The sequence below is a fragment of the Methanopyrus sp. KOL6 genome (assembly GCF_002201915.1).
In the GTDB taxonomy this organism is placed as follows: Archaea; JAADCQ01; Methanopyri; order Methanopyrales; family Methanopyraceae; genus Methanopyrus.
In genome coordinates this window covers 1,264,329-1,286,174 of the sequence record NZ_CP019470.1, presented here as the reverse complement: position 1 = coordinate 1,286,174, position 21,846 = coordinate 1,264,329, and the positions used below count along the sequence as shown (strand labels likewise).

At 60.8% G+C, this 21,846-nt stretch carries 20 protein-coding genes; 9 read left to right on the top strand and 11 right to left on the bottom strand.

The window, feature by feature from the left end:
* Positions 1-21 precede the first annotated feature (21 nt).
* The gene (locus tag BW919_RS06990) at positions 22-882 is read right to left on the bottom strand and encodes a hypothetical protein (protein WP_157666150.1); all 861 of its coding nucleotides are present in this window, start codon (positions 880-882) and stop codon (positions 22-24) included.
* A 171-nt stretch (positions 883-1,053) separates the two neighbouring features.
* Here BW919_RS06990 and BW919_RS06985 point away from each other — a divergent pair, with 171 nt between their 5' ends.
* Positions 1,054-1,314 (top strand): hypothetical protein, encoded by a 261-nt coding sequence (locus BW919_RS06985; RefSeq protein WP_088336293.1) that lies wholly within the window; start codon positions 1,054-1,056, stop codon positions 1,312-1,314.
* Between the two features lie 351 nt (positions 1,315-1,665).
* Here the strand turns inward: BW919_RS06985 and BW919_RS06980 are convergent, their stop codons facing one another.
* Positions 1,666-1,830, bottom strand: a complete 165-nt coding sequence (locus BW919_RS06980) for a hypothetical protein (RefSeq protein ID WP_198324599.1) — start codon at positions 1,828-1,830, stop codon at positions 1,666-1,668.
* 1,992 nt (positions 1,831-3,822) lie between these two features.
* Between BW919_RS06980 and BW919_RS06970 the strand changes: the two genes are divergently transcribed.
* Positions 3,823-4,407 carry a hypothetical protein gene (locus BW919_RS06970; protein WP_088336290.1) on the top strand — a complete coding sequence of 195 codons (585 nt, stop codon included), beginning with the start codon at positions 3,823-3,825 and terminating at the stop codon, positions 4,405-4,407.
* Between the two features lie 693 nt (positions 4,408-5,100).
* On the opposite strand, the gene BW919_RS06965 is transcribed toward BW919_RS06970, so the two are convergent.
* The gene (locus BW919_RS06965) at positions 5,101-5,616 is read right to left on the bottom strand and encodes a hypothetical protein (protein WP_157666148.1); all 516 of its coding nucleotides are present in this window, start codon (positions 5,614-5,616) and stop codon (positions 5,101-5,103) included.
* A 575-nt stretch (positions 5,617-6,191) separates the two neighbouring features.
* Between BW919_RS06965 and fdhF the strand changes: the two genes are divergently transcribed.
* Positions 6,192-8,228: a formate dehydrogenase subunit alpha gene (gene fdhF / locus BW919_RS06955; RefSeq protein WP_232452976.1), complete on the top strand. Its 2,037-nt coding sequence runs from the start codon at positions 6,192-6,194 to the stop codon at positions 8,226-8,228.
* A gap of 12 nt (positions 8,229-8,240) precedes the next feature.
* On the top strand, positions 8,241-9,404 hold the full coding sequence (locus BW919_RS06950; protein WP_088336286.1) for a Coenzyme F420 hydrogenase/dehydrogenase, beta subunit C-terminal domain: 1,164 nt from the start codon (positions 8,241-8,243) through the stop codon (positions 9,402-9,404).
* Between the two features lie 331 nt (positions 9,405-9,735).
* On the opposite strand, the gene BW919_RS06945 is transcribed toward BW919_RS06950, so the two are convergent.
* The 4 genes from BW919_RS06945 to BW919_RS06925 all read right to left on the bottom strand — a co-directional run bounded on the left by BW919_RS06945 (position 9,736) and on the right by BW919_RS06925 (position 13,283).
* The gene (locus BW919_RS06945; protein WP_088336285.1) at positions 9,736-10,185 is read right to left on the bottom strand and encodes a hypothetical protein; all 450 of its coding nucleotides are present in this window, start codon (positions 10,183-10,185) and stop codon (positions 9,736-9,738) included.
* 594 nt (positions 10,186-10,779) lie between these two features.
* Positions 10,780-11,187, bottom strand: coding sequence for a hypothetical protein (locus BW919_RS06940; RefSeq protein WP_088336284.1), 408 nt, complete (start codon positions 11,185-11,187; stop codon positions 10,780-10,782).
* A gap of 494 nt (positions 11,188-11,681) precedes the next feature.
* The gene (locus BW919_RS06930; protein ID WP_088336282.1) at positions 11,682-12,470 is read right to left on the bottom strand and encodes a 4Fe-4S binding protein; all 789 of its coding nucleotides are present in this window, start codon (positions 12,468-12,470) and stop codon (positions 11,682-11,684) included.
* A 450-nt stretch (positions 12,471-12,920) separates the two neighbouring features.
* A complete protein-coding gene (locus tag BW919_RS06925) occupies positions 12,921-13,283 on the bottom strand; it encodes a hypothetical protein (protein WP_088336281.1) in 363 nt (120 codons plus the stop codon).
* A gap of 1,402 nt (positions 13,284-14,685) precedes the next feature.
* On the opposite strand from BW919_RS06925, the gene BW919_RS06920 reads away from it, so the two are divergent.
* Together BW919_RS06920 and BW919_RS06915 are read left to right on the top strand one after the other, a co-directional pair.
* Positions 14,686-14,922, top strand: a complete 237-nt coding sequence (locus BW919_RS06920) for a hypothetical protein (RefSeq protein ID WP_088336280.1) — start codon at positions 14,686-14,688, stop codon at positions 14,920-14,922.
* Positions 14,923-15,344: 422 nt separating this feature from the next.
* Positions 15,345-16,322: an endo alpha-1,4 polygalactosaminidase gene (locus BW919_RS06915; protein WP_088336279.1), complete on the top strand. Its 978-nt coding sequence runs from the start codon at positions 15,345-15,347 to the stop codon at positions 16,320-16,322.
* Positions 16,323-16,418: 96 nt separating this feature from the next.
* Here BW919_RS06915 and BW919_RS08115 read toward each other — a convergent pair whose 3' ends face one another.
* The 4 genes from BW919_RS08115 to BW919_RS06900 form a co-directional block, all read right to left on the bottom strand.
* Complete coding sequence (locus BW919_RS08115; RefSeq protein ID WP_257789214.1) at positions 16,419-16,553, bottom strand: hypothetical protein; 135 nt, start codon at positions 16,551-16,553, stop codon at positions 16,419-16,421.
* Between the two features lie 27 nt (positions 16,554-16,580).
* Positions 16,581-16,796 carry a hypothetical protein gene (locus BW919_RS06910; protein WP_088336278.1) on the bottom strand — a complete coding sequence of 72 codons (216 nt, stop codon included), beginning with the start codon at positions 16,794-16,796 and terminating at the stop codon, positions 16,581-16,583.
* 124 nt (positions 16,797-16,920) lie between these two features.
* Positions 16,921-18,627 (bottom strand): ATP-binding cassette domain-containing protein, encoded by a 1,707-nt coding sequence (locus tag BW919_RS06905; RefSeq protein ID WP_088336277.1) that lies wholly within the window; start codon positions 18,625-18,627, stop codon positions 16,921-16,923.
* A 4-nt stretch (positions 18,628-18,631) separates the two neighbouring features.
* A complete protein-coding gene (locus tag BW919_RS06900; RefSeq protein ID WP_232452876.1) occupies positions 18,632-18,919 on the bottom strand; it encodes a ribbon-helix-helix protein, CopG family in 288 nt (95 codons plus the stop codon).
* Positions 18,920-19,072: 153 nt separating this feature from the next.
* Between BW919_RS06900 and BW919_RS06895 the strand changes: the two genes are divergently transcribed.
* The 3 genes from BW919_RS06895 to BW919_RS06885 all read left to right on the top strand — a co-directional run bounded on the left by BW919_RS06895 (position 19,073) and on the right by BW919_RS06885 (position 21,845).
* A complete protein-coding gene (locus tag BW919_RS06895; protein WP_088336275.1) occupies positions 19,073-19,618 on the top strand; it encodes a phosphatase PAP2 family protein in 546 nt (181 codons plus the stop codon).
* On the top strand, positions 19,615-20,361 hold the full coding sequence (locus tag BW919_RS06890; protein WP_157666145.1) for a Nif3-like dinuclear metal center hexameric protein: 747 nt from the start codon (positions 19,615-19,617) through the stop codon (positions 20,359-20,361). Before BW919_RS06895 ends, BW919_RS06890 begins: the two co-directional genes overlap by 4 nt.
* Positions 20,362-20,576: 215 nt before the next feature.
* Complete coding sequence (locus tag BW919_RS06885; protein ID WP_088336273.1) at positions 20,577-21,845, top strand: 2,3-bisphosphoglycerate-independent phosphoglycerate mutase; 1,269 nt, start codon at positions 20,577-20,579, stop codon at positions 21,843-21,845.
* The last annotated feature ends 1 nt before the right edge of the window (position 21,846 follow it).

The window sequence follows — 21,846 nt, the reverse complement described above, 5'->3', positions numbered from 1 at the left end:
AAACTTAGGTTAACTTCACGGTCACTCGCTCTCGTACTCTTTCAGAAATTCGAGCACACTGCTGTGTCTTTCCACGAGCCTACTCACGCGATCCGGATCCACTCTCATCGCGCCCCTGGGCCGGAACCCTGCTCGGTATCCTAGCAACTCGTTCAGCTCACTCGCCGGCAGCGACACAAGCCGGACCTCCGCCAGCATGACCAGCCTCTCCCATCTATCGTCTCCCCACAGGATTGTGGAGACTTTAGGATCATTGCACTTGCTTGCAATCACGCCACAGTACCGGTAGCGGTCCTCACCCCCATCGTCCCTGAAGAGAAGCACGTCTCCCTCACCGAGACTTTCCCACACCTTCTCGCCGGGGTCGAATCCCCACACACCCCTGAACGTCCCGAAGGTACTAGGGATCTTCCGGAGCCGGTTCCCGGGGTACACGCTGTTGGTTATTCTCCTCCTATACTCAGCCGTTGGTTTTCTCCAAATGAGGACGAGGTTCTCGACTTCGGGATCCCTTCTCTTGCGATCTCTCCCAAGTATGGACTCTATCAGCGCCTCCTTTTCTTCATTCGATATCCGTCCCATGCTGCTCCTGAGCGCCTCCCAAAGCTTGCGTCGTATCTCCTCCTCGTTCTTCACGATGTACAAAGTCCTACGACCGGATCTCCGCCTCCCGATGAGCTCCCTGAGACCGGACATGTACGCGTGGACGGCGTGCTCGCTGATCTCGTAACCCACTGACTCGAGCACGTCACGGATGTCACCCGCGGACATGTGCTTCCCATACATTTTCCAGGCCAAGTACACGACCGCCGCCACAGCCCACTTCTTGCGAAGTCTGCGCTCCCTGAGGGCTTCGCGAAGTTCGCTTTCTAATGAGGTCATGAGTGGCACTCTTGCCCCCCGAAGTTCTGACTCTCCCCAGTGATTACGCGTCACCAGGACCGTCGGGAACAGCATCCTTCCGCATACTGGTTCCTGCGCCACTCGGTCGAAGCCGACATCTATAACTTTGCGCCATGATTGTACGCGCTCGGGCGCGTAGGGGGTGCATACTTGGACCTCGACCTGACCGCACTGTTCGGTAGGAAAAAAGTGATTATCTACCACTACTACGGTTACCCTGGGTACGGACACCACTACTACCACGGATACCACCTCTACGGACACAAGACCGGCCTGCTGGGAAGCCTGCTGAAACTAGGGCTTCTGGCGATCATCGCCGTAGGACTGCTAGTCCTACTGCTGATGGCCTTTGGTCTATACCTGATCCTGAAACTCCTGCGAAGGCGACGAGAACATCAGCCAGCGACGTAGTCACCTCACGAACCGACATCGAGTTTTAGCTCCCACACGTTGGAATGTGTAACGCCTGCCTCCGCCCGTACGCTCGGCACGACCTCGGAATCTCCGGTGCCGGTCACACTCTTGTACTCCCGTGGAGATGCGGGCGTCCACGTGAAGGTACCGAATAAAGTCAAATTATAAGGAGTTAAAACGAAAACCCTGATACTACACGGCTGAGAGAGTTTTCCGATACCGGCTCGGTCGGACGGGAACACCGTGAGGATCCCGGGAAACAGCTCCCTAAACTCGGAAGAGGTAACTGTAGGATCGCATCCGTTGCTGTTCACGTAGTTTCGAAAATGGGAGGTGAAGAGGGTGTGCTTACCCTCGCTTCAGCTCAGTCTTGAGGTCCCTATAATCCCGCTTTAGCTCTCGCACCACGTCGGCCGGTCGCAGACCCAGCAGGCGCAGCACCACGTACTCTATCAGTCCCAGCACAGCCAAACCGACGGTCAGCTTCAGGGCCGCGAACACCGGCCACAGCATCCATTCGAACCCCATCATCGATCCTCCGTAACCACACATAGGGCATCCCATGGGGCAGAACATGTGGCCGAAGGGTGGCATCCGAGCTCACACCAGTCCGTTCTAACGTTCGATAGTGTTCGGAGGCGTTAATAAGGTTATCCCGAAACGCCGACCCGTTGCGAGTTTCCATCCGTCGGGCACCGTGTGAGACATCTCACGATCCTCCCGTGTGCAGAACGTTCTTACCCGTTCCGTCGCGGCTCACCAGTGGCTTCTAAGTACATCGCTAGAGCCGCCTGTTCAACCCTCTGAAGCACAATCACCGGGTGAAAGGGGGAACGTAGCTACGGTCCCGATTCGCGCCCGGACGGCGACGTCTTACACTTCTTCCTCTAAAACGAGGACCACATCGTGAGGTTACCTCGGAAGATGGCGGTTCTACTCGGAGCTCATTCAGCGGGACGCCACCAATCGAGCCTACGACCACTATGACTGGGAGCTCGCCGAGCTTGCGTACCGTCCGCGACGACGTCCTCGGAACTCCTTTCTCGCACTCCAGATGGGGGATGCGCAGGCCGTATCTGAGCCTGTCGGAATCGAAGGACGTAGAAACGCGTTTCCAGGTCATATACTATCGCGATGACCGCCAACGCGGTCAATACCGGGACCAGCGCAGGAAGGTTATACATAGATGAGGACGGAGGTGAGTCCAGGCGGGCGGAATCTTGAACGTATCGGCTCCGATGCCCGCGTAGGTATTAAGCTCAACCGTTCGGGAACCGAAGGGGGACGGAACCCGGGTCGTCCCGGCGGGCCCGAGGGCGGGGTGTCCCCCCGCCACCGTGAGGGTCCCGCTGATAATCCCGGGGACACCGTCCCCGGCCAAACGCACACCCAATAGGGCATCACGTGACCGTCAGGACCCACCCTCGCCCGGATGACTTCGTGCGTTAAGACACCCGGAGGTTAGCACGACGTGAAAGCCGCTACCGGTTCCTGCCGCCGGCCTCGGTAGCTGTGATAAGATCAGACTCCGCACGTCGGGACGTCTCCAGTCGGACCGATACCGATGAGGAACCTACCCCGAGGCTGAACCGTGACGAGGGACGGGGTGTCCGAGGCCCGTCGTCCCGGTCCCCCGTTCTCGCGATGATCCGACCATGTCCCATGAGGAGATCGGCAAAGTAGCGTCCCCCACACCGCGTTGACACGTCAGGAATCACTTGGCGCCACCAGAAGTGGAAGGTGTGTCGAGACGTTCCATGGACCGTTCTCGACTCAGATTCGGACGAAATCGCGGGTCGAGATCCGATCGGGTCATCCCGGTCCTTGTCGAAAGGTCAGGTCTCGCCGTCGTTTCGGACGTCCACCGGTTCGATCGCACGATCCTCTACTCTGGATTCTCTCCTCGGTCGCCGCAGAGCTCTTTCACGAGGTACGTCGAGCCCATAACAGGTCGGATGGATCCTCTGGGATGAGGATGGGTCGGTGGTCCGTGGGTTGGACGCTCGTCTCGACTTGTCATCCCGACATGGACGTCAGGACCCTCCTCGACGGGACTATATCATGGGGCTCGTGTGGTTCCGAGGTGGGTGAAGTCGACGGGCACGTAGCCGATCGTATGCGAGGAAGACCAGTAGAGGTGATTCGTTAGCGGTCGGTGACCCCCACCGTCGTCACGAGTCCGCGAGCGCCAGGTTGAATCCTCATCCCGCCACCAACTCGGGCCGGATCGCGCCGTCCGAAAATACCTCCGGTGGGTTCGGTCGCTCCTGGCCCGAGCCCGGACGAGTGCGATGAGTCCGTATCCTTGCCGATCTGATGTCGAACGGTGCGCGACGGGACCGTGGGCACGGACCGAAGCCCCACCGAGGAGCTCGGGCCACATCGTTCTTACACCGGAACTGCAACCCTCTGAAGCGACCGAAAGACGGAAAGTCCACACCGGTCGAACTTCCCGTGGAGTTCGTGGTTTCACGAACGCCACCGAATCGACGGGGCCGATGGCCCTTGTACGGGGTGCCGATCCCGGCGTTCGTCGCGATACCGTTCTACCTCGCGGCGGTGGGCCGGGGGATATTGGCTCTCAAGTGGGCGTGGCGCGCCGGGAACACCGTCCGAATGTCCTCCATCCTGACGTCCCTCGCGGCTTTAACGGTATTCTACCTCTCCGTGCCGACGGTCACGGTCGCGGCGATCACACTACTGGTCTCGACCGTGCTCTTTTACATTTTCGGCACCTTCATCCCGCAGTACGATCGCTTCTACGTCGAGTACCGAAGACGCTGGGGATACGACGAGGCTCCCAAGCACGAGGTCCTGAAGCTCGCCCAGGAGTGTCACCTTGACGTGCTTCCACCGGCCCTCAAGCTGCTGGATGGAACTGCGTACCTCGCAGCCTACAACGAGCGGAATAATCCGGGTGGATGGGACCCCATAGACAAATTCCATAAGCTCCTACTGGAGTTCGAGGAAGGGTCGTGGGAAGGTGGCTACGTCGGGCCGAACGCGTGGCGGATTGTGTGTGACGTTGCCGAGCTATCCTTTGATCATCCGGAAGTGGAGCTCGCCCGCCGCCTCAAGGAGGGTGAGTAAGCGTGCCCGGCCTCCCGAGACGCGCCTCCTTCGAAAGCTCTTATGCTCCTTACACTCGGATTGAACGCTACGAAACGCTACGACCCAACGAAAATCAGGAGCGACCCCATGCGACTCGGAGTCGTGGATCCGTACGCCTGTGCACGGCTCGGGCACCGTCGTCGGAGAGACAGTACGAGATCTCGCACGGCAGTTCGACGACAGTTGACAGTAGTTTGTGAATGATGTGATCCAGTCCATGTACTGCACTACAGGTTTAAACCCATCTTATCTTGGGTGTGCGAACCCCACACTCACGTGCGGACCACGCTCGCGTTGAACAATTTAGAAACCAAACTCTAATTTTATGATACATACTTCTAGATTCGGAAACACTTAAAGTCCCAAGAACCCCGGGAACTACGGCGGGTGTCGACGATGGATACCTGTCCGGACTGAACCCGGTGAGGAGTGGCTATGATCCCGAAGCCATATCTCATCTCGATAGTCAATATCGCGCTCTTCGTACTTCGCCCTTGGCGCCGACGGGGGCGCTCGGAGATGGTTTCACTGGTCGTGACTCGCTCGGAGTGTCGTGCGTTGAGAGCACCTCCTTCCGAGGTGAGCCCGCTTTCGTGAGCTAGGTGGAAGTCCCGGTAAACGTCTCAGACGCTTGAACCTGAGTTACCGGGAGTTGAAGGTTCATACTTGCCCTCAAGCGATTCCCGGGCTGTGGAAAGTCACTCTTTCGAAGGTTGATGTACGGGCTCTTCCTCGTCTTTTCTCCAGTTGCCGTGTTCTTCCAAGTGATGTTCTTGCTCGCCGTGATCTCCCGACGGGACATGCCCCCACTCGATCACCGTCCTCACAACAGACCCGAATCGCCTCACCCCCCTCACCGTCCAGATAGAGGTAAACTCCGACATCATGAGATCCAGATGACATTTCCACGTGTCCGAACCGGTCCATAATTCCCTTACCGACGCAATACGTACTGTAAAGCACCTCACAGTCGACTCTCAGCGACCACGGTGAATCGTGCACAGATTCTTCGGAGATCACGTACACGTAAAGCTCGTCAGTGACTCTCTGGAAGTTCCACCTCATGTCGAACCTCGCCGTCTCGGACCACGTACCAGCTTTCGGGCTGACGCTTACCCTCATTCGAGGGTCAGGGCTCGCTTCCCGCACTTCCACGGCCGGGTATCTCTCCGCGACGATGCTTGTCATTGCGACGAGCACGACGATAGCGAGAACGACGACGAGCTTCGGCGGGATCCCATCCCCATCGTGGTACGCGCGTCGAACGGTATGAAGTCGCGTCGAGACCTTGATGAGCTACGCGACTGTAACATGGTGCAAATTACGTCAAAAGTAACATAAATTCTGGACTATATGAGTGCTCATGAAAGTTCGACGACGATCATGCCCCGTCGTCGTGTCGGGATCGTTCCGGTACTCGTACTCAGGTAATGCGGAGACTGAGAACTTACGAACACAGACACTGGTCGGTAAGTTAGAAAGCAGTACGTTAATCCGGGTGTCGCCTCCTGACCCTCCGAATAGGGCGTCGCGGACTCTTAGGTTTTATATCAGCTCGCCGTCGGCTACCGGTCGGGGGCCGGGGGAGTAAGCCGCGGGGAAATCCGGGCCCGTCCCGATGTAGGTCGGCGGGAACCCCGAACGAGGGGACCGTCGACCCGAAGGGCCCCTACGCGGGGGTTCGGGCCCGGGGGACCGCGGCCGAAACCCCGGTCCCACTCCCGGTTTTCCGCTACCGAAGGGGGTGAGAACCCGTGGTCCGGATGCGGTTCGTCCCACAGGTGTGCCCCTTCTGCGGGTGCGGGTGCGGCGTCCTCGTGGGCACCGACGGCGAGGAGGTCAAGTTCCTCGAACCTTGGAGGCGACACCCCGTGAACGAAGGTAGACAGTGTGTTAAGCTCTGGGAGCTGCCCGAGGCCGTGCGGAGGGATCGATTGGAACGACCGGTCAAGATGAGCGAGTCGGGCGAGCCACGCAGGATCTCCTGGAACAGGGCGCTCGAGGAGGTAGCCGAAGTCCTCTCGACACACGAACCAGAGGAGGTGTACTTCGTCACCTCAGCGAAGGCCACGAATGAGGACAACTACGTGGCGCAGAAGCTCGCACGAGCCATTGGAACGAACAACGTGGATCACTGCGCGCGCCTATGACACGCTCCTACGGTGGTCGCACTGTCCGAGCTCATGGGTTCCGGAGCGATGACTAACTCGATCCCGGACCTGACCGAGGCCGACTGCTACCTGGTCGCTGGTTCGAACACGTCGGAGCAACACCCGATCGTGTACCGACGGATCCTTCAGAGCATCGAGGAGAACGACGCGGACCTCATCGTCCTGGACCCGAGGCGTACGCAGATCGCGGAACTGGCCGATATACACCTGCAGGTAAAGCCGCGGACCGACCTGATCGTGTTCCTCTACATGGCCAAAGTGATCGTCGAGGAAGGCATGTACGACGGGACGTTCATCGAGGAGAGGACCACCGGGTTCGAGACGTTCAGAGAATACGTCCTCGAGGCAGTCTCGGAAGAGGACGTTCGTGGGATCGCCGGCGTGGATCCCGGAGACGTACGTGAGGCCGCCGTGCGCTACGCCGAGGCGGACCGCGGATGCATCCTCTACTGCATGGGGATCACGCACCACGATATCGCCACCCGAACCGTCCGCGCGTTGTGCGCGCTCGCCCTCTTGACGGGCAACGTGGGAAGGCAGGGCACGGGCGTCAACCCTCTCCGAGGACAGAACAACGTCCAAGGAGCGTGCGACGTGGGCGCCCTGGCGACCCTGTTCCCCGGGTACCGGCCGATCAACACGGAAACAGCGAATGAAATATCGAAAATTTGGGGTTTTGAGGTACCGGACGAACCCGGCCTCAAGCTCACGGAGGCCTTCGACACGAATGAAGTCACCGTCATGTACGTCGTCGGCGAGAACCCCGCTGTCTCGGAGCCGAACATCCACCACGCGATCGAGAAGCTCGAGAGCCTCGAGTTCCTGGTAGTTCAGGATCTGTTCCTGACGGAGACTGCGGAGTTGGCGGACATCGTGATGCCGGCGGCTGGCTGGGCGGAGCGTACGGGTACGTTCACGGCGACCGATCGCCGCGTCCAGCTCGCGGAGAAGGCCGTGGAGCCACCGGGTGAGGCCCGGCCCGACTGGTGGATACTCGAGGAGGTGGCATGCCGGCTAGGTCTTGAGGGTTTCGACCACTCGTCTCCCCGGGAGGTCTTCGAGGAGATCCGCCGTGTCGTCCCCCAGTACCGCGGGATCACGTACGATCGACTGCGAAAGCGGCCGGGTGGGATCCACTGGCCCTGCCCTAGCGAGGATCATCCAGGCACACCAGTCCTCCACACCGAGAAGTTCGCTACCGAAGACGGGAAAGCCAAGTTCCCAGCACCCGAGGACCTGGAGTACGAGGAACCGGACCGCGACGTCGACGATGAGTACCCGCTGATTCTCACCACGGGCCGCGTGTTCGCGCACTTCCACACCAGGACGGTCACCCGGCGGTCGCTGCTCCTGTGTAGGGAAGTCCCGGAACCGTTCGTCGAGGTTCATCCGGAGGATGCGGATGAGTTCGGCGTGCGAAACGGCGATCCAGTGGTCGTCGAGACACCGTACGGGGAGTGGAAGTGCCGCGCCGAAGTCACCGATCGGGTCAGGAAGGGCGTGGTCTTCACGCCGTTCCACTTCGGAGAGAACGTCCTAACACCCCATAACGTCCGCGACCCAGAGTCCGGTATCCCGGAGTACAAGCACGTCCCAGCTCGCATCAGACCAGCCTCCACGGACTCCTGAAGGGGGTTCTCGATGTCCCGTCTCGACGTTGAAGTCGGCGGATGCTACCTCGTCAGGTCTTCGGACCCTGAGACCGTAGAGGTAGCCGCGTGTGGTGGCGCCGTCACGGAGCTCCTGAGGTACGCTCTGGAAGAAGGCTTGTCGGACGTCGCAGTCTGCGTGGAGCGCGGTGCCGACGTACTGGACGGACGGCCAGTGGTCGTGGACGATCCGTCCGAGGTCCCTTCGGGTTCGTACCACTGCGCGCCGGTCCAGTTGGCCAGGATCGTGGCGGAACTGCACCGGGAGGACCCAACGCTGCGTGTCACGGTCACCTGTAGACCTTGCGACGCCAGAGCTCTCGAGAGGCTCGCCGAGAGGGACCTCGTGGACCTGAACAGGGTGTACCGGATAGGCCTCAACTGCGGTGGAACCTTTGAACCGTGGGTCGTGCTGGAGATCTTGGAAGAGCACGGTGTCGATCCCTCGAACGTCGAACGAGAGGAGATCGTCAAGGGGCGCCTCATCCTGGAAACGGAGGACGGTACCGAGGTCTCCGTCCCGATCGACGTGTTGGAGAGAAGTGGTTCCGGACGCAGGGAGAACTGCCGAAGGTGCGACGAAAACGTGCCTAAGAGCGTCGACCTGGCCTGCGGTAACTGGGGAGTCCCACAGAATCTCCGCGGCGAGTGGACTTTCGTCGAGGTTAAGACGGAAGTGGGTGCCGGGCTGTTAGCGGGGGCTCGGGAGGACGGTAGGGTGGAGATCAGGGAGGCACCGGACGAGTCGATACGGACCAGGGAGAAGATCGACGGGATAATGCGGAAGATGGCCGAGTGCTGGAGGAGCGAGACACTGGACGAAGGTTCCTTGACGGAGGCTTTGGAAGCTCTCGACCGGTGCGTCAAGTGCCGGAGCTGCCGAGAGGTGTGTCCGGTATGCTCGGCGTGCGAGGAGGGTTGTTGGGAGTTCTCGGGTCGGGGTAGAATACCTCCTAACCGGTTCTGGCACGCTCACGTGGCCCAATGCGTCGCCTTGTACTGCGTGGAGTGCGGGGCGTGCGAGACGGCATGCCCGGCCGAGATCCCGTTGACGCGGGTTTACCACACCCTACGTCGGGAGCTCCCGGACATCGTCGAGCGCATGACGGGTCGGCGGGAGAGTGACTCGGAAGATGTTCACGATTCCATGGCGTGACTACCACAACTCTCCACCGCGAGACTTGCAAGCTCAGGGTGGCCACCGCCCGGTGCGTGTTCACATCCACCACGAACCACCGAGATACGGGCCCGGCTGATTCACCCGTTTTCCTTGCAGTACTATAGGTCCTTGAGACGGCGCCAGGAAGCTTAGGCGTTACCACCCGACATTGCCGTCCTTTGACGGACGGGAACGTACGCCGGAACGTGTATCACATGTGTTTTCATGTACATGTACGGCACGATGGGGGCCGATTCACTTCGAAGTGCTTGTACCACTGCAATAATTGGGATCGGGAAACCGTGGAACCGGCAGGGGACGACTGTCGTCACTCCGTCCCTGACCGATCGGAGATCAACCGTTGGACGCAAGACCCTGGCTCCGTCTCACCGGACAACGGAGTAACCTCGGGTTTCATCCGTACGTCCCATCCCTTCCGTTTCGCGAGCTCATTGAACAGTAATACGAACGGACATGGCGGGACCTGGCGTATAATTTCGAGTTCCTCTGGATCCGCCACGTCTCGGATCAAGCTCGAGTAGCACAGACGACAGCCCTCCACCCGAAGTTCGTCTTCCTCCAACTCCACCTCCGCAAACGGTTCCAGTAGCTCGATCAGCGCCTCCCGTGGATCGTCGGGTAGATCTTCGTGGAGCAACTCCACCATTATCCTTGCCATGACTCGACGAGTCGCGTTCCCACGCTCTCCGAACAGCCTAACCGTGGCCAAGGTTATCGCACACTCCATAGCCCTCACGAACTCCCATTCGACAGCCATCGAACTCCCTCCCGGGCGTCGACGGTTCGACTTTAAGCCTCTTCTGTGCACGGGGCCCATACACCACGAACTTTGGTCGAGTGTTCCGGCCCAAGGCTTCGATCCTGCCACGACGCGGGTTCACTCCATTATCCGAGTAACCGCCTGTCACCGGACCCACGGACCGGTACTACTGACCCGAAACGGGTGAGATAAGTGAAGTATCGACTATCATCGACGTGGACGTCCCTGGTGCGTATGTAGATGTAGACACCGCGTCGGTGACACGGGAAACCTACTGTGACTCGTGGACCCCAGTCCATTAGCGTGGAGGAAGGTCGGTTCGAGCCCGTTGAGCTACCGTCGTCTGGGAACTCGTGGAAAGGACAATAGTGTTGAAAGGTAGTTGCCCGACGGCGGTTGAGGGATCGGAGGGGAGTTTCCACGCGTATAACCTCCTGGCGCGGTCCACCCCAGACCGTGCCGCCACTCTAATTCAAGTACTGCCTGACGTAACCCATAGTGAGGTGGCTATCTGACCGAGATGCCTCGGGACGATCGAGTGCAATCTAGACCGCCGTCGATGACTCACACCGAGGGCTGTGAACGACGTGATCACGGCAACATCCTCTCGGTGTCCACGGTTTTTTCCGATCTACGCTCCTCCGTCTCGATCCCGGTACGCACGAGCTTCCGAACCAGCATGACTAGGTCAGACATCGGGTCTTCCAGTTCCTCCTTCTTCCACTCACCTATCGGGTCGTCCCGGTACCACGCTTCCCTCATGTTCGTTACGACAGCCGCCGGCTCCAAGTCCGAGTTCCGTTCGATGATCGCTCGGACGTACCGGAGCGCCCTACGCAGGTCCTCGTCCGTGATTTCGACGCCTGGGAACCCCACATTCACGACTACGGGCCTGCGATCCACGACCAGTAGGTCTACACGACCTCTAACCCCAGGGATCCTCACCTGAGCGACTGCGGCTAATCCTTCCTTCCGAAACCAGTGATATACCTCGTTCACGAAGCTCCCTTCGGTGACCTCGATCTCCAGCCCGTTCAGGTTTACACGCGAAGGGTATCCCCCGTTAGGGGTTGTGTTTTTCCGGAATCTAACAGCAACCTACGGTCGTTCCACTTTAACTCTTCGGCGTCGGATTCCTCGATCTTCAGTCGGTTTACACCGAACGTCGGATGTGGTGAGCTCGGGCTCGGCGCTCCTCTCGCCCATCCTACGACCTTCTCCCGTAAATCCGGACCTGGTCGTCCGACTCGGCTTCGATCCTGTCTCAAGGTGGACCCGACGGTCCGATCGGAGGCGTGAAATCTATCCAGAAGACTATGACCCGCTCCGACGCCGCCGATCTCCAATTCAACCAGTGGGTCGTTACGAGTTACAAAACGATCCGGAGCGGACCTCTGTCTCTGACCCTTCCTCAGACCAGGTGAAGTTCGACCGCGACCCCATCGGACAGAAGACGAGGTCGGAGGTGACGAGGGGGTTCCCTCGGCCGAGCGTCAGCCTTCACCGACCATCCTCAGATGGATAGGGCAGTTCAGGCATCTCCCACACCTCATGCAGTCGAAATCGTTTGGGAACGCTTCAGCCGGGTCGAGGGCTTTGGGACATACCGTGCAGACCTTGCAGCCTTTGCAACCCTTTCGAACGAGTTCCGTTTTGCCCTTAAGGAGCGGATCGAGTAGACTCCAGCCGTTCGCCAGGCGCAGGAGGACACCGACCGGACAGATGTAACGGCATACGAACCGTGGAACGAACACGGACGCTCCCAGTATACCGAACGCTGCTGACATCTTGAGCGCCGAGTAAAGGCCGATCTCTTGCCGTCCCAGCAGGATGTAGGATAGGTAGTGCATCGGGCAGACCTTGTACCAGAGCTTGTACGTGGCAAATAGTCCGAGCACCAGAGTGGCAACCAGGATTACGTACCTCAGGTATAGGAGCACCTCATGACCGGGCGGGCGGTGCACGATCAGGCCTAGTCTACTACCGAGACCCGCGAGCGCGTCTTGGACGAACCCCAGTGGACAGATCCAACCGCAAATGGAGCCTCCGACGAGGATCGCCGGTACGATCCAACCCACCAGTGCGATCGCCGCTAGCTGCGTCAGGGTCACGAGCCCGGCCGCCACGACCGGCAGGATCAAGAGCACGGTGCCCGTGTCGATGATACCGGCGCAGCCCGCCGCGATTCCGGGTACCACAACCTTGAGCCCGAACGCTACACCGACGGCAGCCACACCGGCGGAGATGAGCTGGGCTGCCACTCTCAGCTTTCGGATCTCCATACCCGATATCCTACCCTACACGTCCGGTACCGTTAGACGGACGTTCACGGGTCGGATAAATAGGCGGATAACGGACAATTTACGGTCGGAAGAAGAGCGGAGCTCAGTGACACGGGTTCGGACACGCCGCGCAGTTACCCGTGCAAACGAAACTACCGGACGAGCCGCTGCCGGACGACCCTCCACCTGTCGAGCCGGGAGACTCTCCCTCCGGGCCCTTGCTCCCTCCCACCGATCGCTGTTCCTGTTGAATCCCTTGATCGTTCTAATCGTTCTTCTTCTCCGCCATCGCCTCTTTGGCGTCTTCGGCGGGCTTCCCGGCCCACGTCAAGTGTGAGGGAACCATCAGGATATAGGCCAGAATGACCATCACGATCGCCGCCCTGGACCCGAATGTCCAGCATGTCTTGAGATCCCTTGTCAGGAGATAAACTGAAAGGGCGTGTGGGGCTAGAGGCGCCGCAGCAGCACCGCCGCGATTACAAGACCTGCGATCACGGCGACAAGGCCCACAGGAGCTGTTGATGAGGTCGTATTCGTGGCGGAAGATTGCTGTTCCGACGTGCTACTCGTCGAGACTTCTCCAGACTCACTCGTCTCTGCACTCGTTTCTCCGCTCAGAACCCGTAGGTTGTCGCAGTATCCATCACCGCTTTCATCCACGAAGTTGCTTTCATCCACGAAGTTGCCACAGTGCTTCCCTGGGGCTGTGGAGTCGTCGAAGTACCGACCGGTGACCGGACAATAGTACGTCGTCGCGGACGCGGCACCTAGGATCGCCAGCGCTGCGATAAGCAAGGCGATGGTACGCATGATTATCCCCCAATGTTCGTCTTTCAATCACTTTCGAACATGTGTCCCTACGCTTTAAGGTTTGTCCGAAGTCCGTGCACCGCCCAACTCGACGTACGATAGTGCCCTTTGGTACGCCGATAGAATGCTACGATTGAACCGCACACCACCCGAAAGCGCCCGTATACCGCTCGGAAGTAGAAGAACCGGACTCTTCCCACATGAACACAGGGCCCCATACCGTCCGTCGGATTCCACTCCCGAACGAACGGCGCGTTGCGGGTGAGATCTAAGGGCTCCGATGGGCTCTCAAAGCTCTCAACGCGAGCCGCGATCGACATCTCGATAGAATCCGGAAACGACAGTAGCACGACACGATACGTCACCATCATCGTTCGAACACGAAGGCGCATCCGGGCGAGACTCTCTCATCTCATCCCCCTCCGATGTGGCTTTACCCAGGGACCTCACGTAGGAGCCTCAAGTTAACGTGCTTCCGTTTCCCTTCCCGTCCACGTCTCCCGGAGCCTCAAGACGAGCAGCTCGAGCAACCGCGGTCCCGGGACCCACGTTCTTCACGGCTCTCCCGATCATCGCCCCGGGGTGTCCGCCCGACAACGCACGGAGCACCTCGAGGTAGTCCTTGGGAACGATCTCCCCTTCGAGCTTCCCCTAAGCTCGCTCTAGCTCCGCACTGGACGTGGGTCGGACCGTATAGCTGGCGAGCTCGTCGAGGAGTTCAGACCAGGAACACCTCGGTCGCGTCGGCCAACTTACCTTCCCGACAGTCCACGGTTTCCAATCGCAATTCCCCATCCTCCGCGTAGCGCACACCCTTCGGTCGACGACCCCCGACCGGCTACGCTCCCGAACCCGTACTTCGGTAGCCTACCGATCCGCAACCCCAACTCTTTTAACCGCTCCCCGAGACTCAGCCCCAAACCACACTCTTTCACGCTGCCGATCGGGGAGCTCCAAGGTCCCGTTGACACACAAGGCCGTCATCCTCCGCGCGGCCGTCCCCGGCACCGTCAACCTGGGGTTAAAACCGTTCCTACGAGACTGGAGCCCATATCCATACCCTTCACGGACAGGCAGCGTCTCCCGACGAGGTCCCGATGCTCCCGGAAAGCGCGCGACACACTCGCGAGATTCGCAGCCAGACGATGAACACACGAGATCGTTAACCGCGGGACAACCCGGATACCCATACTGGAAAAAGAGCCGTGGAGGCGGTAGCTCGGTCCCGTTCGATCCAACCCTTTCATCGGCTGTCGGACCGGTCGAAGCGATCCCCACATCGGAGGAGTCCGGCGGTGAACATACCCAAGGATCCCCGTGGATCATCACCAACCGACGGCTCCTATAGGAAACAAAAAACTAGGAATAGCTCCCTCTTCCGCCCTAAAGGGGCGAGGCTTCCGTGAGTGAGGTCGAACTCGTCCGGGAGTTGATCGAGGAGCTCCGGGCCCTCCGACACGAGATATACATGCTAAGGATGGAGCTCGAAAGGCTACGCGGCGAAGTCGAAAAGGTGGAACCCGAGGACGACATCTCGGACTTGCTCCAGCGGGCAGAACGAGCGGCTGAGATAGCGGTTGAAGATATCGACCTGGAGCTAGAGTCCGATGAGAGGGATAGTAGGTGGTCCCTCTTATGATCGCGTCCTGAGCCACCCCGTCGACCAGAGCTAATTCGATTTCGTACTCAGTTTTTACCAAATGACACCATTACACAACCTCAGAACGATCCGGTGGGGCGCCGAGCGTCTAGGGACGACACCACCAACAGTCAGCTCGCGGTGAAACGTTCGCGCGAAGCACGAACGGTCCGGGACTAGGCCCTCTCACCGATGACATACTGACAGGTAGCGTAGCCTGTAGGGATAGCGCGGTAACCGCTCACGGCGTTCCCCTCGAGAAGTCGCTATAAACGGGCCGACGTGTACTGGTGGTGCGGCCAGGGCGAGTTCCGCAATCCATTCGCATCGCGGGATCCGGGATGAAGAAGTCCCGCAGAGCCGACCCAAGGATGAGGAGAGGGGCCCGACCGACCGTGGCGGTGTGATATGGGGGTTACACCTTGAGGACGTACCTTGTCTTATTGATGGTACTCCTAGCGTGGGTGCCCGTCTTATCCAAGTGGATCGTGGGGGAGGTAATGGTAGAAAGCACCGGCATACCCTTCGCCACGTACTACCAGGACGTGAAGATGAACGAGGTACTGCAGAAGCGGCCGAGAGTCCTCGTCCTCGACCCGTGGTGCGGCCTTAATGGACGCCCGTGGACGAAGGAAGAGCTCCAGAAGGTCGAAAACACAGGGGTGAAACCTATCGCCTATCTCCCAGTGTGTGTTGTCGCAGAGTACCATCCGACCATGTACCGCGAGGCCGAAAGGCGGAGTCTGCTTGGTGTCGACGATCCCGAGTGGCCAGGGGACTACGCCGTCAAGTTCTGGGAACCGGCGTGGAGGAATGTCCTCCGCTCCGAGTTGGTCAGGTTCAAGGAGTTGGGCTTCGAAGGCGTGTTCCTGGACGTCGTGGATGCACACTCACATAGCTGGTACGTGCGGTGGTACGATCGAGTCAATCCGCACGGTGATCTCAGGAAGGACGAGCTGAACGCCGTGAAATGGATCACACGAACGGCCCACGGTCTCGGTCTTCACGTTATGGTCAACGCGGGTGCGTGGGCATTCGAGGGAGATGATATGGCCAGGTTGCAGTCAGAGCTTGGGTTCGCGTTAGTCGTCGAGAGTGTGATCTCGGACGGTTCCGGGAGGCTGTACTCACGGAGCAAGCTTGAGAGCAACCTACGGGCACTGTCCCGGTTCCAAGGACCGGTATACGTAATCGAGTACGGGCTCGATCCCGACAACCCCAACGTCCGTAAGGCCGCCGAGAGACTGTTCGATGGAACACGAGCCACGTGCGTGTACATAACTTCCGTCAAGCACGACGGCATAGGAGTCGCACTCGTCCCCTTCCGGAAGTGGCTCTGGGACGTGACGCTAGGACCGCTGCTCGGGGAATCACTCTCCTGGACCAAGAGCGGTCAGTGAGCTACCACTTCACCCGGGGCACGATTCATCGTCCAGAGGGCGGGGCGTCCCCGCCCCCTCCCCGACGGGGTTCCCCGCCCGGGTTTGCCCCGCGGGTCACAGGGGTATGGGCTGACCCCCGTATTCCCTTCTGGCCCTCTCCAGCGCCTGGGCGGTTACTATCTTCTCGGACGGGGCGTATCCACCTCCGCCCTGGAACACGAACCTCAGGTCTGAGTGTACGTTGGACACGTCGAATTCCGCCGTCCCGGTTCACCCTCAGACCTCCTCGGTGATGACCCGCCAACGTCCTCCCTCTCGGGCGTACATCCGTACCGTGGTACCCGGCAGGGCGTCGCCGGTCCTGGCGTCCACCACGGCCACGTACACGCGGTCGTTACCTGCGTACCAGGCGCGGATTCTCGTGGGGTTTCCGGCGTGGTGTCCAGTCGTCACAAGCCCGAGGATAGCCAGTCCCAAGAGGCCTACTACCACAGGTGCCACCCAGCGGTTCAGGTGGTTCACCCCCATCACAGCATTACCAGATTCGTCTCAGGGATCATGATGTCGTATGTCGTCTAACGAGGATAGTTCATCAGTCGTTGAGGATGGAGATGGATCATCCCTTCAGGAACCGGGCCTCACTGAGCTCAATGAACTCTCGGCAGACCTCCTTCGGGTCGCCCTCCATGACGATCTCACCATCGTCGACGAGGACGACGCGATTGGCCGTCTCCTCGACGAACCTGACGTCGTGGCTGACGAGGATCGTAGCGATCTTCTCGCGGTCGACGATACGCTTGATGGAGTTAGCGACGCTGCGGAGCGTGACGGGATCTAGATCTCCGAAGGGCTCGTCGAGGAGGAGCACCTCTGGTTCGGTGGCGAGCTCGAGAGCGATGGCGACACGTACTTGCTGTCCACCTGATAGCTCGCCGAACTTCATGTCTAAGACCTCCATGGGGAGATCGAATTCCTCGAACACCGGACGGGCGAACCTCTCGACCTCGTCGGAAGGGAACTTGGGGAAAAGCTCGTCGAGGATGTCGGGACTGAGGTCGAGCTCCTTGAGCTTCGCTTCGGCCTCCTTTCGGGGTAGGTCGGTCAGCGCGTAGAGCACGTCGAGAGCCTCCTCTCCGAGCCCGAGCTCCTCCGCGCGGCGCCTGGCTTGCTCGAGGACGGTGGAACTCTTAACTCCCAAGCGACCGGCGAACAGGTCCCGGACGGTGGCGTGGTGGACGTAACCGAACTCCTGATGGACGATTCCGACGCGGCGGCGGACCTCCATCCTGCCGTAGCCGAGGTCGGTCATGCTGACCCAGTCGCCGTTGACGCGGACCTCAATGTCGCCCGAGTCGGGAAACTCGAGCCCGGCTATCATGCGGAGGAGCACCGTCTTACCCGCACCGCTCGGTCCGACGACCGCGAGGATCTCGCCACGTCTCACCTCGAGCTCGATCCCGCGCATGTGGAGGGTCTCACCGCAGCGGACTAGAGCGTACCGCTTCTCGAGGTCCCGCACGCGGACGGCGACCTCATCCCGTGGCTCCGGCGCCCGCTCGGGCTCGGGCATACCTCGGGTGAGCCTGTCGACGGCCTCACGCGGACTCCCGTGTAGGACGTCTCGCCCGTCCTCGAGGAGAGTCGCGGAGTCGCACAAGTACTCGATGATCTCGGTCAAATGGGATACAACTATCACGGTGATCCCCTTCTCCTCGTTCGCGTTCCTCACCGCGTCGAGCAGCTGCTGCTTGGTGCCGGGACACGCCATGGCCGCAGGCTCGTCGAGGAGGAGCACCTCGGGGTCCTTCGCGAGCTGACGCGCAAGGAGCAGGCGCTGCTTCTCACCTCCGGACAACACGGGCGCGTAATGGTCGGCCTTGTGCTCAAGCCCGACGATCCTCAGGTACTCGAGGGCCTCCTCGTAGAGCTCCTCGTACTCGGAGGAGTCCTTCGGGGGGAGTTCTTCGGCACCGCGGCGCTTCCAGTAGAGCTTACGCATCACGTTCTCGGCAGCGGTCTCGGGCCACAGGCCGAATTCGCGCTGCGGGTGGATCGCCGTAATCCGCTTCACCTCGGTGAACCGCGACTTGGGGGAGTCGTGAGTGAGCTCGATCCCGCACACCTCGACTCGACCCTCGTCGAACCGCTCGACCCCGCGTAGTATCCTGATAAGCGTGCTCTTGCCGGCCCCGCTCCGACCCAGGATGCCGTGAATCTCGCCCTCCTCCACCTCCATATCGAAGCCGTCGAGCGCAACGATCTCACCGCGTGTCTCGGTCTCGTAAATCTTCGTCAACCCCTCCACAACGACCGACGAGGTCAAGTTCCTACCCCTCCTTCAGCGCGTCGAGGAGCTCGCGCAGGGCGCCTACCACGTCCGATCGTACGATCCTACGTGCGGTCATCTCGTTCAAGAACTCCCGCAACACGAGGCACATCACGAGCTCGTTCCTGGAGATCCCGAGCCGGTCCGCGACTTCATCCAGCTCCCTCACGAGGTCTTCGGGGAGCTCCAACGATGTCGATAGGCGACGACCGTTACCCATATCGGCCAGCTCCCGTAGCGTTACCCGCGTAAGCTCGTCTTCCAGACACTTACGGACGTAACCTGCCACGCTCCCGTGTTCCCTCCGGATCCGCCGGTGTACGGGACCCGGCAGCCGAACCGTGACTCGCAAAACGCCCTGCATCACATGTGATGCTTAACTATTAAAGTACTGCGGCAAAACTTATGCATACGACCCCCGACCGTGCGCCGAGGGATCGGGTTGGTACCGGACCTTCTCGGGATCGATGCCGGAATCCTGAGGGAAAGCCACGGGCTGCTCTACCCTTGGATGCGTTTCCTCTCCGAGACCTCGTTCATGGTCATCCTCATCATCCTCGGCTGGACGTACCTTCGGGACCGCCGTACCTCTTACGTGCTGGCCACAGCCGTCGTCGGTACGATCCTAATCACGGTCGTTCTTAAAGGGCTGATCGGTGAGCCGAGACCCTTCGTCCTTCACGTGGTCTCACCACTCACGAACCCTGGCGAGCCCTACGGGAGTTTCCCCAGCGGGCATACCTCCCGTTCCTTCGCCCTCGCGGCCGCTTACCACCTGGAGCGTCGGGACGCGCTCACCGCGATCCTCTGGACCTGGGCAGCACTCGTGGGATGCTCTCGAGTGGTCCTCGGCGTGCACTGGCCGCACGATGTGATCGGAGGGGCCCTAATCGGTATCATGATCGCTGTCGCCACGCACAGGACCGCCTGGTTATGGGTTAGGTTCCTATCGACCATCGACCCGCTCACCCGGGGCGTTCGGTCTTGACGACGGTCCAGGAGGTGATCGATTTCGTGGAGGAGCTGGCCCCGCCGGACCTGGCTGAGGATTGGGATAATCCCGGGATTCAGGTCTGTCCTCCCGGCGGTCTGGACAGTGAGGCGGAGCGAGTCATGGTCGCCCTGGACGCCACCCACGCGCTCGAGCGAGCCGGAGACGCGGACCTGGTGCTAACCCACCACCCGCTCCTGTTCCGACTCCCTAGGAGGATCAGCGGTCGCTGGTACCGGGTGCTCCGGGCGGTCCTGGAGACTGATGCCGTGTTCTACGCGGCCCACACCAATCTGGACCGGGCCGAAGGCGGCGTGGCAGACACGCTCGCCCGTCGTCTGAACCTGCGCGTCGAATGCGAGGCGTGCGACGGGTTTGGGCGTCTGTGCAGGGTGCCCGGATCGGAGGAGGAATTGCTCAACGCGCTCCGGAACCTCTCACCGTTGACCACGGTCCACGGGGAATGGGAGGGTGTCGGTCGGGTGCTCGTGGTGCCAGGGGCCGCGCCGGACGGACTCGTGACGGAGTGCCTGCGGTGCGGGGTCGACGCGGTGATCACGGGTGAGATCAAGTACCACGCGCGGGCCGAGCTCATCAAGGAGGGGATCACCGTGGTCGAGCTGGGCCACGAGTACAGCGAATTGCCCGGTGTCCAGGAGCTGGCGCGCCGCGTGCGGGAGGAGTTCCGTGGTCTGAACGTGGAGGTGGCGCCGCCACCCGATCTCACGATCATCCGGTGACCGTGTCGCCACGGTTGAACTGCGTGCGTTCCCCGTCGACGCCGTCGTCGGTGTTCGAGGGTCGTGATCCGAGGCTCCGGCCCCGCACCTGGATCCAACCGCGTAAAAGGTAAGTCCGAGAGTCGGCGGTCGGAGGTCCGCACTCCTCGAACTTCACGATGATCCGATGATGTACCTACAGCACGCCGAGCGTTCCGTGACGACCACGGGAGCGGCTGAGGGTGACCGGATTGGAGAAGAAGATCCTGGTGATCGTAGGAGACGGAATGGCGGATCGAGCTGTATCTGAGCTCGACGGAAAGACCACGCTTCAGGCCGCTGACACTCCGAACATGGACCGGCTCGCGAGAGAGGGGTCAGTGGGTCTGCTCGACCCGATCCGGCCCGGAGTACGTCCGGGTAGCGACACCGCACACCTCGCCCTACTCGGTTACGACCCGTTCGAGGTCTACCCAGGACGCGGCCCACTGGAAGCCCTGGGTGCCGGTGTCGAGGTGAGACCGAAAGACGTGGCCTTCCGCTGCAACTTCGCGACGGCCGAGGAACGGGACGACGAGCTGGTCGTCGTGGACCGCAGAGCCGGCAGGATAAACGAGGACGAGGGCACGCGGGAGCTGGCCGAGACGATCAACGAAGAAGTCGACCTGCCGGTAGAGTTCGAGTTCAAGGAGGCTGTCGGTCATAGGGCCGTCCTGGTGCTGCGAGGCGACGATCTCTCCGCCGAAATCACGGACGCGGACCCTAAGCGCGCCGGCGAGCCCGTGAAGGACGTGAAGCCGACCTCGGACGATCCAGCGGCGGCTCGGACGGCGGATATAGTCAACGAGTTCGTCCGCAAGGCGTACGAGGTGCTGAAGGACCACCCGATCAACCGAGAGAGGGAGCGACGCGGTAAGCCGCCAGCGAACGTGATCCTCCCTCGCGGAGCCGGTCAACTCGAGGAAGTCAAGCCGTTCTCGGACCGCTACAATATGAGCGGGGCCGTGGTCGCGGGTGCGTCCCTGATCAAGGGGATCGGCCGGATGCTGGGGATGGACGTGCCCGAGGACGACGCGATCACGGGTCGTAGGGACACCGACCTGAAGAGGAAGGCCGAGCTAGCATTGGAGGCCCTGGACGACCACGACTTCGTGCTCGTCAACTTCAACGCTGTGGACGAGGCCGGGCACGACGGTGACGCCCGCGGCAAGGTCGAGATGATCGAACGGATGGACCGGGAGCTGGTAGGAACGCTCCTGGAGGGGGTAGACCCGAAGGAGACTGTGGTGTGCCTGACCGCCGACCACTCGACGCCGGTGGTCGTCGGTGATCACACGGCGGATCCCGTACCAGTGGTTGTCTGGACCGCAGACGCGCGGCGCGACCCCGTGGAAAGGTACGACGAGATTTCGGCGGCACGAGGGTGCCTCGGGCGCTTCTCGGGGCTCCACCTGCTGAACGTGCTCCGTGACCTGGCCGACCGCATCGAGAAGTTCGGGGCGTAGT